At 41.1% G+C, this 16,055-nt stretch carries 13 protein-coding genes; 2 read left to right on the top strand and 11 right to left on the bottom strand.

Going from position 1 to position 16,055, the window contains the following annotated elements; genetic code table 11:
* Positions 1 to 33 precede the first annotated feature (33 nt).
* From PAUR_RS16465 to trmJ, 3 genes are all read right to left on the bottom strand, one after another.
* On the bottom strand, positions 34 to 1,257 hold the full coding sequence (locus PAUR_RS16465) for an IscS subfamily cysteine desulfurase (RefSeq protein WP_192508834.1): 1,224 nt from the start codon (positions 1,255 to 1,257) through the stop codon (positions 34 to 36).
* 24 nt (positions 1,258 to 1,281) lie between these two features.
* Positions 1,282 to 1,773, bottom strand: a complete 492-nt coding sequence (gene iscR / locus PAUR_RS16470; protein WP_010362763.1) for a Fe-S cluster assembly transcriptional regulator IscR — start codon at positions 1,771 to 1,773, stop codon at positions 1,282 to 1,284.
* A 212-nt stretch (positions 1,774 to 1,985) separates the two neighbouring features.
* Positions 1,986 to 2,711, bottom strand: a complete 726-nt coding sequence (gene trmJ / locus PAUR_RS16475; RefSeq protein WP_192508835.1) for a tRNA (cytosine(32)/uridine(32)-2'-O)-methyltransferase TrmJ — start codon at positions 2,709 to 2,711, stop codon at positions 1,986 to 1,988.
* A gap of 215 nt (positions 2,712 to 2,926) precedes the next feature.
* Here trmJ and suhB point away from each other — a divergent pair, with 215 nt between their 5' ends.
* On the top strand, positions 2,927 to 3,730 hold the full coding sequence (gene suhB, locus PAUR_RS16480; RefSeq protein WP_192508836.1) for an inositol-1-monophosphatase: 804 nt from the start codon (positions 2,927 to 2,929) through the stop codon (positions 3,728 to 3,730).
* 62 nt (positions 3,731 to 3,792) lie between these two features.
* Here the strand turns inward: suhB and PAUR_RS16485 are convergent, their stop codons facing one another.
* The 3 genes from PAUR_RS16485 to PAUR_RS16495 all read right to left on the bottom strand — a co-directional run bounded on the left by PAUR_RS16485 (position 3,793) and on the right by PAUR_RS16495 (position 7,041).
* Entirely contained in the window at positions 3,793 to 4,596 is an 804-nt protein-coding gene (locus PAUR_RS16485; RefSeq protein ID WP_192508837.1) for a substrate-binding periplasmic protein, read from the bottom strand.
* 146 nt (positions 4,597 to 4,742) lie between these two features.
* Positions 4,743 to 6,557 carry a GGDEF domain-containing protein gene (locus PAUR_RS16490; protein ID WP_192508838.1) on the bottom strand — a complete coding sequence of 605 codons (1,815 nt, stop codon included), beginning with the start codon at positions 6,555 to 6,557 and terminating at the stop codon, positions 4,743 to 4,745.
* 172 nt (positions 6,558 to 6,729) lie between these two features.
* Positions 6,730 to 7,041: a DUF6172 family protein gene (locus tag PAUR_RS16495; RefSeq protein ID WP_192508839.1), complete on the bottom strand. Its 312-nt coding sequence runs from the start codon at positions 7,039 to 7,041 to the stop codon at positions 6,730 to 6,732.
* A gap of 304 nt (positions 7,042 to 7,345) precedes the next feature.
* Here PAUR_RS16495 and PAUR_RS16500 point away from each other — a divergent pair, with 304 nt between their 5' ends.
* A complete protein-coding gene (locus tag PAUR_RS16500) occupies positions 7,346 to 7,639 on the top strand; it encodes a PAAR domain-containing protein (RefSeq protein WP_192508840.1) in 294 nt (97 codons plus the stop codon).
* A gap of 44 nt (positions 7,640 to 7,683) precedes the next feature.
* Here the strand turns inward: PAUR_RS16500 and PAUR_RS16505 are convergent, their stop codons facing one another.
* From PAUR_RS16505 to PAUR_RS16525, 5 genes are all read right to left on the bottom strand, one after another.
* Complete coding sequence (locus PAUR_RS16505) at positions 7,684 to 8,919, bottom strand: anthrax toxin-like adenylyl cyclase domain-containing protein (protein ID WP_192508841.1); 1,236 nt, start codon at positions 8,917 to 8,919, stop codon at positions 7,684 to 7,686.
* A gap of 9 nt (positions 8,920 to 8,928) precedes the next feature.
* On the bottom strand, positions 8,929 to 11,055 hold the full coding sequence (locus PAUR_RS16510; protein WP_192508842.1) for a PDC sensor domain-containing protein: 2,127 nt from the start codon (positions 11,053 to 11,055) through the stop codon (positions 8,929 to 8,931).
* A 124-nt stretch (positions 11,056 to 11,179) separates the two neighbouring features.
* Entirely contained in the window at positions 11,180 to 13,489 is a 2,310-nt protein-coding gene (locus PAUR_RS16515) for a hypothetical protein (RefSeq protein WP_192508843.1), read from the bottom strand.
* Between the two features lie 17 nt (positions 13,490 to 13,506).
* The gene (locus PAUR_RS16520) at positions 13,507 to 14,013 is read right to left on the bottom strand and encodes a DUF6931 family protein (protein WP_192508844.1); all 507 of its coding nucleotides are present in this window, start codon (positions 14,011 to 14,013) and stop codon (positions 13,507 to 13,509) included.
* Between the two features lie 13 nt (positions 14,014 to 14,026).
* Entirely contained in the window at positions 14,027 to 16,039 is a 2,013-nt protein-coding gene (locus PAUR_RS16525; protein ID WP_192508845.1) for a type VI secretion system Vgr family protein, read from the bottom strand.
* Positions 16,040 to 16,055 lie beyond the last annotated feature (16 nt).

Raw genomic sequence — 16,055 nt, forward strand, 5'->3', positions numbered from 1 at the left:
AGCACTAGGCTACAAACAAAAATTGCTTAATGCTTAATGGTGTGCCCATTCAACGCTGTCTAGATCTATGCCCTCTTGATGCATTTCCCAAAGCGGTGACATTTCACGTAGGCGGCCAATCGACTCTTTCATTAGCTTGACGGTATAGTCGATTTCTTCTTCTGTTGTGAAGCGGCCAATACTGAAACGAATTGAACTATGTGCAAGTTCATCGTTACGACCTAATGCTCTTAATACATATGAAGGCTCAAGGCTCGCTGAAGTACAGGCTGATCCTGATGATACCGCAATATCTTTAACGGCCATTAACAAAGACTCACCTTCAACAAAGTTAAAGCTGATGTTTACGATACCTGGTACCGACTGTTCAATACAGCCATTGAAGTAAACTTCATCCATGCCATCTTCACCCATCACACCATCAATCAAACGCTGACGAAGCGTACTGATGTGTGCGTGATCTTTTTCGAAATCTTGTTTTGCAATACGAAATGCTGTGCCCATTCCAACTAACTGGTGTGTTGCCAAAGTACCAGATCGCATACCGCGTTCATGGCCACCACCATGCATTTGTGCTTCAAGACGAGCACGTGGTTTACGGCGAACATACAGTGCACCAACACCTTTAGGCCCGTATACTTTGTGACCAGAGAAAGACATAAAATCAACTTTCAACTCTTTCAGGTCAATTTTAACTTTACCTGCACTTTGTGCACCATCAACATGGAACATAATCTTGCGTTCACGGCACATATCACCAATAGTGGCAATGTCTTGAATAACACCTAGCTCGTTATTTACATGCATTACGCTCACTAAAATAGTGTCTTCGCGCATTGTCGCTTCTAACTTTTTAAGGTCAAGCAAGCCATTTTCTTCAACTTCCATATAGGTTACTTCAAACCCTTGTCGCTCAAGCTCGCGACATGTATCAATAACCGCTTTATGCTCGGTTTTTACCGTGATGACATGCTTACCTTTTTTCTGATAAAAGTTAGCTGCACCTTTAATTGCAAGGTTGTTTGACTCTGTAGCGCCAGAAGTGAATACAATTTCACGCGGATCTGCGTTAATTAAATCAGCGATATCATTACGCGCTTGGTCAACAAGTTCTTCTGCCTGCCACCCAAAACGGTGCGAGCGAGATGCTGGGTTGCCAAAATTCCCTTCCATTGTCAGGCATTGCATCATTTCATCGGCAACACGCTGATCAACCGGAGTGGTTGCTGCATAATCTAAATAAATCGGTAACTTCATTTGTTTCTCCGCTTGACGCCAACCTTAAAGTTGACAGCTCACTTGAATATTGTCTAATTGCTTCATCGCACTATTGACGCTGTTATCCTGACGTAATGCAACAGATTGCACCTCAGAATTCGCGACTAATTCGGCAAGGGAAATGTTTTTTAAAAAATCTTCGATACGCTGGCTTAAATCAGACCACAGTGTGTGCGTTAAACATCGCATCCCACTTTGGCAACCGCCCCCTTCTCCGTGACAACGTGTCGCGTCGACTGACTCATCGACCGCATTTATCACATCCCCTACAGAGATTGCTTGCGCATCACGACCAAGTAAATAGCCGCCGCCCGGACCTCGTACTGAGCTCACTAACCCATGTTTACGTAATCGAGCAAATAATTGTTCTAGGTAAGATAAAGATATTTCCTGACGACCAGAAATATCAGCAAGAGGGACTGGACCAGCTTTAGTATGCAACGCAACGTCTAACATTGCTGTTACCGCATATCTGCCTTTCGATGTTAATTTCATAAAGCCCCCGAGCTTGATTACCAAAGCGCAAATTTTAATTACCTGACTAAGATAGTCAAGTATTACTCACTTGTAATACCAGTCTAATCACAGATATTGCCCAAATACCCGACTAAACTACTCAAGTATTATCACATTGTAATTACCCGAGTAATTTAGTCAAGTATTATCTTGAGCAAATCGTGTCCGACTGAACAGCCTACTCACAATGATTATTTTTGTGTCGATTTATTTATCGAGGTTAAAATACCGCGCAAAATATTAAGCTCTTGATCTTCAGGACGTGCACGATTAAACAAACGCTTCAATTTAGTCATAACCATACCTGGGTGCTGCTTTACAATAAAATTAGTTTCATTGAGCGTACTTTCTAAATGCTCATAAAATAGTTCCATTTGCTTTGCGCTCGGATAAACTACGTCGTCCTCTTCAACTACCGCATTTTGTGTGGCAAGAAATGCCATGCGTGTTTCATATGTTAACGTTTGCACTGCCATAGCTAAGTTTAAAGAGCTGTACTCTGGGTTTGCTGGAATACACACATGGAAGTTACATAGCTGTAGCTCTTCATTTGTTAAGCCACTGTTCTCTCGACCAAAAACCAAAGCGACAGGGCCTGTATTTGACTCTTGAACTAGTTTCTCAGCGCATTCACGAGGGTTAACCATTGGCCATGAAAGTGTCCGCGAACGTGCACTGGTACCAATCGTTAATGCACAACCATCAATGGCTTCTGATAACGTACTGACGGTTTTTGCAGCACCAAGCACATCAGTTGCCCCCGCAGCTAAAGCACTCGCATGACTATCAACTTCACAAGCAGGGTCTACCAAATAGAGTTTGGATAATCCCATTGTTTTCATCGCCCGTGCGACTGAGCCAATATTGCCTGAGTGAGATGTATTTACTAATACAATGCGAATGTCTTCTAATGCCATGTTAATAAGCCCTGAGAAAAATAATGCGGGAGTTTATCACAGCTTGTGAACAGCCCCATAGTAAAACCCGCAGTAAAAAAATTAGTTCCACAAGATCATAGGTGTACAAAAAACCCTCAATTTAATTTCACAATTATTGTTTACTTTGTATCAAAAGTCGCTAAAATACGCCGGCTTGAAATAATACTGTTCTTTTACAACCCAAAGGTAATGCTATGCATCCAATGTTAAACATTGCGGTACGCGCTGCGCGTAATGCAGGTAAAGTGATCTTACGTGCATGTGAAGATTTATCAAAAGTCGAAGCCCAACAAAAAGGCAGCAATGACTTTGTAACTAACGTAGACAAAGACGCTGAAGCGATCATCCGCGATACGATTTTAAAAGCCTTCCCTGATCACTCTTTAGTGGGTGAAGAATTAGGTGTAATTACAGGCTCTGATGCAGATTACCAATGGGTTATCGATCCACTTGATGGCACAACTAACTTCATCAAGGGTATTCCTCACTTTGCAGTCTCAATTGCATTAAAAGTAAAAGGTCGCGTAGACCAAGCTGTTATCTACGATCCTATTCGTAGTGAATTATTCACAGCATCACGTGGACAAGGCGCACAATTAAACAATACCCGCATCCGCGTTACTAAAAGTAACGAAATTGCAGGTTCTGTATTAGCCACTGGCTTCCCATTCAAACAAAAGCATCACCTAGACGCATACACAGAAGCGTTCAAAACATTGTTCATTCATACAGCTGACATTCGTCGTGCAGGTTCACCTGCATTAGATATGGCTTATGTTGCAGCAGGTCGTGTTGATGGTTTCTTTGAACTAGGCTTAAAGCCGTGGAACACCGCTGCAGGTGAACTACTCGTTAAAGAAGCGGGAGGCATGGTAATGGACTTCGCTGGTGGTGCAGGTTATAACCAAAGTGGTAACGTTATTTGTGGCTCACCTAAGCTTTGCCAACTAGTGGTTAAAGAAATTCGTCCAGTACTGACAGAATCACTACTGTGCTAATGAAATAGATATTCAAAAAAGGAGGCAATTGCCTCTTTTTTATTGTCTTTAATATGGCACGTTTAATTATTTTCAAAGTACGGGTTTTTCAACGTTATTACTCGTGCATCTTGCATTGGTAATGCGTTAAATTTAGCGGCAAAATACTGCTCAAATAGCATGTCAAATTCACCATTTTGTTGCATCAACGCCAATCCTTTTTTCAAGGCGTCGGCAACTTCAGGTTTCTTTTTACTTACAAAAAAATAAAATGCACTAGGGTAGTACAAATATAAATTGGGCAATATAACGAGGTCACCACTCTGTCGCTCAGCAAGCTCAGATCCTACTTCAATAAAAGAGCGTGGAAAATAATCAACTTTACCACGCGCTACCATCGCAAACATAGCTTGGTATTTAGACATCGGTCGTACTGGTAAATCATTAAATGCCAGTATTTTCGTATCAGGCCAGTCATGCCCTTGAACAGCGGTCAATTTTGCTAACTGAGCCTTTGTTTGTATTTTTTCAAAGCGTGGCAAATGCGCACGGTTCACCAATAGCGCTCGTTTACCAATAAAACCTTTAAATAACGGGACCTGTATAGCAATCGCCAGTTGCTCTCGTTCAGGACTAGTCATACTCCAATGTAAATCCACCTCCCCTCGGCTTAAAGCAAGTAAAGTTCGCTGCTGATGCGGATGAACTTGAATATGCTCTACTTTCGTGTCAAATTGCGCTGCAATTAATGCTCTATCAAGTAACTCATACAAATATAAATCGCGGTCATAAAGCACGCGCTGCTCTTTCGCTACATATAAAGTCGACACCGCATAAGATGTATTAGCCCAACTACACAATAGGCAAAGCCATATGAATCTCCCCATATGCTCGCTCCAAAATTGTTTTCATTTAAGCTACACGTTAGGTCACATTTACTCAAGGCTTATCGACTGCATTGAATAAAAAATCGAATTTACCTACTAAAGTATACATCAACTGTCATCATGAATTCTAAGGACGACACAGCTATTTAAACGGAACACTCGTGTACTGTCGTTTTTATTCTCACTATCGGGGCCGCTGGTTTACGACGATTGCAAACAAACAAATAACTATTGCGGTAGCGTTTCGCTTCTTTTTTGGCATCCGTCGCCAATGCAGCTACCTGATGGCTGTTATTACAACTTTCTAAATCAGGTCTGACTAACCCGATTGACAGTGTTAATAAAGGCACAAACTGCTTTTGACCTTCCCTATTTGTCGCCCAATACCCCCCCGCTTCAACATGCTCAGATGTAAAAAATGCTTTCGACTGCAACTCAAACTGATTAATTATCTGATGACATAAGCGCTCAGCATCATCACCATCAAATACCACCATAAAGTCGTCACCCCCTATATGCCCCACAAAACAGCTGCTTTGATCGCACACTTGAACCGTCACATCGGCCAATAACTTGATCACACTATCACCGCTTGCATAACCATATAAATCATTGAATTGCTTAAAATGATTTAAATCCACATAGGCCAATGAAAAGGTATTTTGTCTGCGTAAACGTTGTTCAATTGCTTCATTAATGGCTACGTTGCCTGGTAGCATAGTCAGAGGGTTTGCATGTTGAGCATGACGTATTTTTTCTTCGGTTATGTGCTTTAAAATATCTCGCAGCGGTGCAAGTCCTAGGTACTTGAGATCTCTCGTAACAATAATATGGCGTCGAATATCAAATTCTTGTTCTGTGATCTGCTGACTTACGACATCAAGCTTGGCGTTTTCATCGACAACAAGGGGCTGCTTATCCATCAGTTCAACAACCGACTTTTTAGCATACAATGCGTGACCATAAGGCGCAGCAAAAACTTCTGTCAGCTGATCTCGATGCAACAACCCAACAGGCTGTTGTTTCGCATTGATAACTGCTAGGCTCATCAGTGATTTATTCTGTTCAAACCGTTTATGAGCGTCTTTACAGCGCGTACTTTGCCCTATTGCATCTTCAATTTGCGCTAAACACCCAACCGACATCGACATTTCGTTATGATTACTTTGAGAACGTAAGTTCAATTGAGTGACTTGACTGGCTTCTAATGCACGTGGGGGTTGGCGAGCGGGTTTTGCCAACAGAAAACCTTGTGCATGCACTATGCCCAGTTTTTCGAGTAGAGTGAGCTCTTCTAACCGCTCAATACCCTCTGCAATCACTGATGTTTTAGTGACTTTTGCCAGCTCAATAATTGATTTTAAAAACTCTTTCTTAACAATACTTTGATCACAATAATCGATAAAGTATCGATCAACTTTAACAAAATCTGGACGTAATTCTGACCACTGCTTTAATCCCGAATAACCCGCCCCTAAATCATCAATGGCAATACTAAAGCCTAATTGACGATAATGCTCGATGGTTTTGAGTAGCAAAAATCCATCGTCTACTTTATCTTGCTCTGTTACTTCAATGACGACTCGATTTGCAGACAAACCATATTTTTCAACTAAATGTAACGTTTCACCTTTGGGGTGACTTGGGTCTAATAACGTATTAGGGCTAACATTGATAAACAGCTTGCCTGGTAAATCCTGCTCAACAAACCGTGCGATAGCCTTTTCACGACACAACAGTTCTAATTCCGACAGCTTTCCTTGTTCACTGGCTATACAGAATAGACGCTCTGGAAACTCTAAACTCGTTCCAGAAATCCCACGACTCAATGCTTCAAAGCCAAGAATACTCTGCTTAGAAATATCATATATTGGCTGAAATAAAGTACGCACAGCGCCCTGCTGCAATATATCTTCTAACGCTTGTAAATCAAGCAACGTTCTATTTGGCGCATTGTCCACTGAATTCAGACCAAGTTATTGAGTGATAATCGAACAAGCTACCAAGGTTGTATGACGTTTTTATTGCAACGCGCCAGTATGTCCCTATAAAGCGATATATGGCTCTGTTGTACACATAAAAAAACCAGTGACAAAGCACTGGTTTTTTTATCATCGAATAATATGTTAGTAATTATTCAGCATCATCATAATCAATATCATCAGAAGATGTTTTAAAACCTTCCTTTACGAGCACTTCTAAATAAAATGACGGCTGTTCTAAACGTGCTGCTTCATCGATACACTTATTAATTTCATGTACTTTGATAACATCTGCTTGCGACTCAGTGTGACCAAATCGACAATCGAAGTCCCAATAATCAACCCCTGCTGGCAATGTCTTATTGCGCTCTCGACGAAGGTATTTCTTCACTTCATATTTGATTGCGTCAACTAAACGCGCAGGTTTCAACTTAGGGTGTGTCAAAGCAAAAGTTTTTTTCATGATGATCTCAATGTCAGGACAGTTGTTTTTACAGTCTGCCGAGTGATGGAAGTTAGTCTAACTATTTTACTGTAATTTATTGATGGTAGCGAATACTAAAAAGATATTTATATAGACAGACTTCGGGATTTTCCCCGCAAACTTACTGGACACAGTGTAATACGCTAGTATGACTCTACGACATCTGTAAAAAACGACATTTAGCTCTGCCTGATATGTGACAAAATATAGGCCAATAGATTGCAGTTCACGCTAAATTACGTACACTCATTCTGTATAACATAAACAATACAAGCGAATAAATATGCCAGGATTACCCGCTGCGAGAATCACGGATATGCATGTTTGCCCCATGGTCACCGGTATAGTGCCTCACGTTGGAGGACCGATTTCTGGACCAAGTGTACCAAATGTATTAATTGGTAGTATGCCTGCTGCTGTAGTCGGTGACTTAGCGGTCTGTGTTGGACCTCCCGATAGTATCGTAAAAGGCAGTGTCACCGTTCTGATCAGTGGCCGACCGGCTGTAAGAATGGGCGATATGACAAGCCATGGAGGCAATATTATATTAGGGATGCCTAACGTGCTGATTGGCTGATTTTTGTGCGTCGAAATGGCTGTTAAAACAGCCATTTCTTCAATTTAGAACCCCAAAGTCAGATTTTGATACTCCTTCAATGGAAAACCCTTCATTGAACCGTGCCTATCAAGCCACTCGACCAAAATTTTCATCCATTGGTAACCCAACTTAAAGTTCCAGATAGGGTTAAATAACGGAACATATTGCATTTGCACCAACTGAGCACGTAGCGTCCTCACATCTTGCTCACTTTCCATGATCCAAATGCGCCCATCAGGAAAATACACAACCGCTTCATAATCAATTTCATCTACCATAGGTCGACCAGCCTCATCGCTATGATGCACCACCCAACCACCACTGCCAGCTTTCATGCATCCAGCATTTACCCGTACTGCAATTTCTTCCAATAGTAGGGACAAATTGCCCGTGTGTGCACCTTCCTGGCGGCCGTATTCATCGTAAGTACGAATGAATCTATCACTGCCATCTACATCGCGTTGTAAGAAGTTATCTTTTTTACCATTGGTTGCAGCCCTTACAACTTGCTGCTCTTCTTCAGAGAAAAAGCGCTCCTTAGGGAAAACCCCCCATAAGTCATAATCTCCAGTCTGAACACCTTTAAAATTAGAAGGCGCTTTAGCACCATATCCCAAAGGGTTTGTTAGCCCACATAACTGAGTGTAAGTTTGCCCTGACTCGAGCGTAATAACCTGCTTTCTGGCACCCGTGCACGCTTGAGCTAATGCGTTATCTGGTGCATAACATACCGCCCAATCCCCGCTCCCTGGGCTATACGCTTTTGAGCCTTGTTGTAATGTGGCGACCTTAATCAAGACAAATTTATGATGCTGCCCGTCTTTTGCCGCAGCCGTAATGTTATACATATCATCACTGACTTTCTCTTCTTTGTAGTGTTTTTTCGCTCGGATCATCAATGCTGGTAACCCACTGCGGCGCACTTCAGATATATACAATGGAATCGCCATCGCACCATACTTATTTATCGCCTCTGCAACTTTATTTTCTTGCCACCCAATTGCGCTGCCTCCAGTGCCTTTCTTCCCAAGAGCAGGATCAGCTAGTACAAAACCTGACATCGGACCCCAATCACATGATTTCGCTTTTACATGATAGCCCTTAGTAGCATAACCTTCATTAATCAACTGTGTGGCATAGATCCCCACAGCACGGGTTGAAACAACACAGTTTGTTTCTTCTGCAACCTTTGCAAACACTGCAGAATGTGCCTCAGGTACACCCGCTAATAACTCCGCATTTTCACTGCCACTCTTCACAGGTTCTCCTTAATAATATGTCGAAATTGTTGTCATAAAAATCAGTGTTGTCAGCACTGGCCAAAACCATATACCAGCAATTTTTTTGTAAAGTTTGGCATTACCGCGTGTCGCTTGCGCTTTATAATATTTGTGCGCGATAAACATGAAGATTGACGCTAAGAAGTACAGCAGAAAATAGAATATTTCAAAGTAAACCACTTCATCTATTTGTAAATGCTCACGGATGCTGTAATGCGCTAGCAATATGGTAAATACAACCGCTGTAATATTGTTCCTCAAGTCGCCATATGGGGTATATGCCATACTCACAATACATGCATACAATAAGCACACCATCACCATGACTGGTAATAGTGTCGTAACAAATGGACCTAAGAATTCGCGTTCAATGTTAATACTGTAATTAAGTTCAGGGCTAATATCTTGATTGACAAAACTATCCATTCCAAAGTTCGTATTGTAGTTTTGAAACGTGTACTTAAAGTAACTTTGCTTGAGGCGCCATTCTTCCATCACAATATCTTTAGCCATGGCAGGATTATCTCTTTTTCCTAACTTTTCATAAGCTTCTAAGTCTGGTACCAATACAATACTGCTGCCCAAATCCGCTCCTTTAAGCCTCAATACGATATTTTTATGGTCAAATGGATATTTAGAGTAATCAAATTGCTGACGCGTAATCACCGAAAAGTACCAACCAACGACCAAACCACCATCATTTAACTCTTTGCGGTATTGCTCTGTTATTGTTGATTCTATTGCTTCATTAAAATTCACGCTGGCCGGGATCACATCGCGTTGCTTCGCCGTCAATTTTTGCCATACTAACCCCGTTAAGTGAACATTATTGGCATTTACAAACTCAATAGATTCGACATAAATACCTGTCGCTACATAGTTAGGCTCAGCAATGCGCATTTGCAACATGCGATTACGATAACTGGTCTCAAGTGCTTCTCGTTGTGCGGTTGATGTAATCACCACCGTACTGTCTTCTTCTATCGAGTTAAAGCTCCGTGCAAACTCCAGCACAGTCACGGTGCTAAAAACTAATATGAGTGACACTGAAATATTATTCTGCGTCCAATTAATTTTACGCTGGCGAGTCAATAGAAAGATAGCAAACATCAATGCCGCGGCATAACAACTGACCGCAACAATATTCATTTGCCGCCTAGCATCTTTATCCATTTCGAACATATCCGCCGACATACGTGTGATCAAAACCCAATCAGTATGGGGGATCTTGGTACACGCGGCGTAATGTTCATCATTATCCATGGTTTCGCCATTAAAAAATAAATACGTCAAATCTGCGGCAAAACAACCTTGTACTTTTTTTAAAAATTTAAACTCTGAATGTTCAGATAAACTCGCAGCATTTTCTCCTTCACGTACAAACGAAAATACCGGATGAGAAATCAAATTTTGCTGAGTCGAAAAAATAGTGCCGTAGCCACCTAAGCCAAATTTTAATTTCTTTAATGACGTTGTTAAATAATCTAAAGACACGTCCGAGGGCACCACCCCAATGGGTGCATCACCATTGCGCTGCGCCTCGACAGATGCAAAGAAAGGAACTGAGTAAGTACTCATTAACACGCTATTCTGCGGCTCGTAATAAGGCTCCGTCCAAATAGGACCTTCTTTTAGTGGACGATGGTACCAACTAAACTCAATGTCAGGTTTATCATAATCCACCAAATTAAATTGACGGTCGACGCCCGTTAAGCGTTCAAAGTAAGGGCTAAAATAGCGAGTGTAGCGTTCAAACTTATAGGGGTGAAACGTAACATTGAGAGAGAATAAATCCAAATTGTTATTGAACTCTTGCTCGACCATTTGTGGCACCAGCTGCTTATCTTCCAAAGCTGTTATACTTTGTGCGAAATTATCTACTGCACTCATAGTCGCTGCTAACTTATCCCCCACTTGTTGGGCTGCGGAAAAAGTCTGTTGCTGCACTTGTGCTCGGATCTCACTCTGAAACCGACTATGTTTTTGATAAATAATAAAAGTACAGTACAGCGCGCTCAGCACGCTAAATATAAGGCAAACAACTAAAACTGGCGTTGCTAACTGATTACCAATACTTTTCGCCGCTTTGATACTTTCTTGAGGGCTAATCGTCATTGTTCGTTTTTACTTTCATTTAATTTAACACACTCAAAGGTCATCTACGTTTTTCGAAAACTAACTATAGTAATGCCTGTAAAAAAACACCATGACCTTAATATTACATCGCATTTATACATGCTTAATGCTTTTGTCCTGCAATCACAGTATAACTGCTGTTCAATTTCTCAAGTTCCATGGCCAATGTTTGTAAAGCATTGCGCTCAGACTGAGCCGCGGCATTGAGTCGAGTCATTGCCGGCCTCCTCGGGCTGGTTCGGTGAGTTGCATCCAACTGCATTAACCATGCTTGCACTGGGTACAGTACATCACGCTGTAGAATTTCTAACCTTTGCGAAATTTGCTTTAAACACCCATCGATTGCCTGGCAGTTTTTAGGCCTTAGCATGCCTTGTGCTCGTTGCGTGAAGAATTTGAAATAAATACCAACACCTGCATCTATTGATTTTGTTATCTCATGACGGCGGCCAAATTTAACCCAAGTAAGCTTTTTCCACTGAGCAACTGAAACCGGCTGATTTTCCAAGGCATTCAATGATTCTCGTAATGATTTATTGCCAATCAGGGTGCGATTGATCATTTTAAAATCGACCCCCTGCAATGCCATTTCTAATTTTTTAATTTGCGCCAAGTAATCAAATTCCGCTGTATTTTGCTGCGCCAAAGTCTTTTTATTAAATAATTCTATTTGATCTAGCGTACTCATACCACGCTTCACAACCGTTGTGGTTTTTCCAAGCTTCTTGCGGTTAAACAATTCAACTTGATCAAGTACACTGGTGCCAGATTTAACCTCTGTCTCAACCTGCTCTAGCTCTTTTTTATTAAACCGAGTAATTTGATCTAGGACCCCAATACCCTGTTTTTCAATAGTTTTGGTTTTGCGCAACCCACTATTGTTGTGAAGCTCAATTTCATCCAATAACCCTTTACCCCGTTTAACTTCCGTATCCACTTTTTTTAACGAAGACTTATCAAATTGTCGAATGGCATCGAGTAATGAATTGGGCTTACTCAACTCAACTTTGCTTAAGGTTGATTTATCAAAGTTTTGCACTGTGAGCAAAAATGGCGCGGGTCCAACTTCATCCGATTTAGTCTTCAGTCCTTTTAAACGAATTTTTCGAGACTCTATATACTCTTGAGCCCGCTTTTTCAATGACTCAAACTCAGAGACGTGTTCAGAACAATAATCTAACCACACGGCCATATCATCATTGTCACGAACGGTGGCAAATAAAGTGGAATCAGTCGCGTTAACAATGAGATATGCTGCAATGAGTGGGTCCTTTAATAGCTCATCGGATACATAAGGGTTATATTTATTTATTTTTGATAAATGCCGATTGAGCTTGCGCGTAAAATAGTACTCTTTTGCTAACACGGCTATTTTCTGAATATAAAATGCAGTTAACGTTAAAACCTTGCTTACATTACCAGGCACCATGATCCCTGACATAACTGAAAAACTATTTTCCAATGCTTTCACTAATTGTACAGCTGCGTCTCTCATTGCTAGCAAGAACTGATTATTTGCGAACGTCATCAATGCCGTTCTAAGCTGATACGTTTTACTAGCAAGCGTCATGGTTCTACTGTCTTTGTATCTTTGATAACACCCTTTTGCCGCTAACTTCACTGCGTCTGTGTATTCTTTTACTGACTTGCCAGCCGACACAATCGAGTTAATACCGGGTACTAAAGCAATACAAATTTCCGCAACCAAACTAATCAATAAACTACGAATACTCGCCCAACAATCACTCAAAAACTTCACAAAGTCTTCAGCAATACCTTTTAAAAATTCAAAGATAGTTTGAGCAATGTCTTTGATCCATTCATACCCTCGCTTTACCTTTGTTGCCATCACATTACCCGTTCTCATTTGCGCAGCAATAGAGTTGGCTATTTGATTAACTTCCGATGACTCACTTTGTTGCTCTTCATTATAATTAGCACGTGTTTGCCGGTCATTTTCTGTTTTTTCACGTCGTGATTCTGTAATATCTTTTTTGGCCTGTTTGACCATTTCCTTTAAATCATCTTTGTAAAGAAATTTGGCTTTACTCCCATATAATATACGTACGCAGTCACGCTTTGCTTCTTTCGCCAATAGTAAAGAAAAGTCATCCGCTTGCTGATCCTCTTCGACAGGGAATAAAAAGTTATGTAATCGTTCTACTGGAAAGTTCTTATCTGATTGATTTCGTTGGCTTGAGCGCCAGCCATCTAAATTTAAATACTTGTCTTCTTTACTGATTTGCCATAAAAAGTAAGCACTTTTAAGCTCTTTAAAAAACTCAGGTGTCGGCGTACTCGAATAGGCTGCCACTTTCGAATCTACTTTTCTAAGTAATTTTCCACGGGCCGCTAACCGTATATTCGTATCAGACTTCCATGTATTTAAAATGTGTGTCGTTGCAAATGGCATAAGTACCTCTAAAAAAATTACGCTCTATCAATCATAGACAATAAAATGGCAGCGTTAATAGCATGACCTACCATATTATCTGGAGGCATAACAACTGGCAGCTCTGGTGCCACAATTGAGCCAGTGCCAGACCAAAATACCGCATAGCCAAGCCAGCCTATATCAACATCTAACCCTATTCGCTCTGCTAATTGCTGCGATCTTATACGCAAAGTTTCATTTGGAGATTGTAGCCAACTTTCTACACACGTGAGTAATTTCTCATGATCGCGCGTTAATTCCCCCTTTTGTTTGAGTACCCGTACGCCCCAACGAATTGCCACCATCACGGGTAAACCATGTGCAATCAACTGAATTGCATCTCTCTCTAGGTCTTTTTCACACAATACGGCAACAGCATGCTCTGGGGACCAATCCAGATCTAATACCGCGAGTGCTTCTTTAGATGCTTGATACTTTGATAAAACCTGAGCGATAGAACGTTGCTTTAACTCATTGACTATATGTACGTCGATAATCTCCAAAATCACCCCACCTTTAATTAATCTTAACCAATGCACCTGTGATTTCAGCCATTGCTGCACCACTCAATTTGGCCATTGCCGTTGAAGTTACTTGCGCTCCAGCGGTACCTTCAAGTTTTGCGATTGCGGTTGACTTAACATTCGCGCCCGCCGTACCTTCCAAGTTAGCTTGTGCCGTTGCTTTGATATCAATATTTGCATTTGCACTCATTTTGGTCGATGCGCTACTTGAAGTCGTTAAATTCAAGGCTGATATTTTAGTATCTTGGCTCGATTTAAGCTCAATGTTACTTCCTTCGATTTTAATACCTGAGCTGCTAATGGTTATTTTATTACTGCCCACTTTAAGCTCAATTTGTGAATCCCCTTCCAAGGAAATTTTATCCGCCTTTAACCCATAGTTTTTTGTCACTGTCACTGTTTGTGATTCTTCTATCGTAGTAGTTTGTGACTTTTTCACTGTTAGTGCATCTTCGGCATTAATTAACGTCGTAGCATTATTTGTCACCGTTAGATCAAAATCTTTTCCTGAGCTAATAGAGAGCTTTTCCTCACCTTTTTTATCATCGAAGCAAATTTCATGGCCCGTATCTTCTGCTAACCCTGTTTTAATACAGGATTGCGTTGCATCTTTTTGTGGGTAAGGTGGTTGCGTGCCGCCGTTATACACGCTCCCTACTACAATGGGCTGATCTATATCGCCATTGATAAAATCAACTAAGACTTCGTCACCTATCCGAGGGATAAACTGCATACCCGCTTTAGCGCCTGCTGTTTGCTGCATCACTCTGAGATAACAACTTGTCGATTTGCTATCACTCACATCCCACATAAAGTGCACTTTAATACGTCCATCTTTATCCTGATTAATTTCCCCTTTACTGTCAAAGGAACCTGCATCAGTTACCACCAACGCACTGGTTATTCCGCGTACGACAGGTTTAATAGGGAATTCAGGAGTCAGCGCCAACTTACTGTTTCTACATATAACATGGCATACATAGCTGGTATCAACCTGTGTTTGAGTGACATCAATATGGTGCTCCACTGCCAAAGTATTATATTGCCCTTGCTGCTGAGTATTTATATGATTCTCAACCGACAGAGTGTTCCCAACTATCACGACATTGGCATCTGTGATTATTTTTATATTACTGGCTTGTGCTTCTTGGGCATTATTAAGTACAGTGGCTAAAGCACTCACATCGGTAAAATCTCCGGCGTCACTATTAAGCGCATAGTGTTCAAAGCTTTTATTCGTTACCGTGGTAATACCACTATTAGATTGCTGAGCCACCGCACTTTCTGATTTCGCTTTGTCATAGTTATAACCTGATAACGACAGTGATTTTTTCGCTAAGCGCTGCTGAGGTTCAAAACTTTGTATTAATAAGTTTTTAGCTGATTTAACTAATGCATGATCAAATTTTGCCAATTTATTGTCATCTAGAGGCGAAGACGCCAGTTGCACCTCTAAGGTGTGCTTTGCATCGCTTTGCGAAAAGAAAAAAATCACCCCAGCTTCGGCCATCAATCGCGTCACGAATTCGAGATCTGTTTCATCATATTGAGTGCAATATTCTTTTTTCCCCGTCGGCATCGAGCCAAATTTATATAAACCTTTGAAGCCTGCATTGTCGAAAATATCAGACAAAATATCTTTGAGGGATTGCGCTTGATAAATACGATAGGTACGGCTAAATCTTAATAACCATAGCCATGACTCTAGCTTGAGGTTAAATGCACGAATATTCTCAGCATTTGCTTCTTGCTCCTCAACCTCAACAACATATGCGTGGTAATCTAGTAATTTATTAGGCCTTCCAGCAACATCTTGATACCAACTCACCGACATTGTTTCGCCCAAAGCACTCGAGACATCATCACCATCACTTACCAAATCGATATCAATTGATACGCCTTTGCATAAGGTGTCAGACACCTTGCAACGGTTGAGTCGATATTCTTTACCTTGTGCAGTCGTCGCAATCAAGTAGCTGGTTTCACCCGCAATATAGGTTTCCATAAGTGTGCTCCAGCGT

The organism is Pseudoalteromonas aurantia 208 (assembly GCF_014858725.1).
GTDB lineage: Bacteria > Pseudomonadota > Gammaproteobacteria > Enterobacterales > Alteromonadaceae > Pseudoalteromonas > Pseudoalteromonas aurantia.

Excerpts from the sequence above, each read along its gene's own strand:
- PAUR_RS16510 (WP_192508842.1), bottom strand. The coding sequence starts at position 11,055 with ATGACGATTAGCCCTCAAGAAAGTATCAAAGCGGCGAAAAGTATTGGT.
- PAUR_RS16465 (WP_192508834.1), bottom strand. The coding sequence starts at position 1,257 with ATGAAGTTACCGATTTATTTAGATTATGCAGCAACCACTCCGGTTGAT.
- PAUR_RS16525 (WP_192508845.1), bottom strand. The coding sequence starts at position 16,039 with ATGGAAACCTATATTGCGGGTGAAACCAGCTACTTGATTGCGACGACT.
- PAUR_RS16500 (WP_192508840.1), top strand. The coding sequence starts at position 7,346 with ATGCCAGGATTACCCGCTGCGAGAATCACGGATATGCATGTTTGCCCC.
- PAUR_RS16495 (WP_192508839.1), bottom strand. The coding sequence starts at position 7,041 with ATGAAAAAAACTTTTGCTTTGACACACCCTAAGTTGAAACCTGCGCGT.
- PAUR_RS16515 (WP_192508843.1), bottom strand. The coding sequence starts at position 13,489 with ATGCCATTTGCAACGACACACATTTTAAATACATGGAAGTCTGATACG.
- iscR (WP_010362763.1), bottom strand. The coding sequence starts at position 1,773 with ATGAAATTAACATCGAAAGGCAGATATGCGGTAACAGCAATGTTAGAC.
- trmJ (WP_192508835.1), bottom strand. The coding sequence starts at position 2,711 with ATGGCATTAGAAGACATTCGCATTGTATTAGTAAATACATCTCACTCA.
- suhB (WP_192508836.1), top strand. The coding sequence starts at position 2,927 with ATGCATCCAATGTTAAACATTGCGGTACGCGCTGCGCGTAATGCAGGT.
- PAUR_RS16485 (WP_192508837.1), bottom strand. The coding sequence starts at position 4,596 with ATGGGGAGATTCATATGGCTTTGCCTATTGTGTAGTTGGGCTAATACA.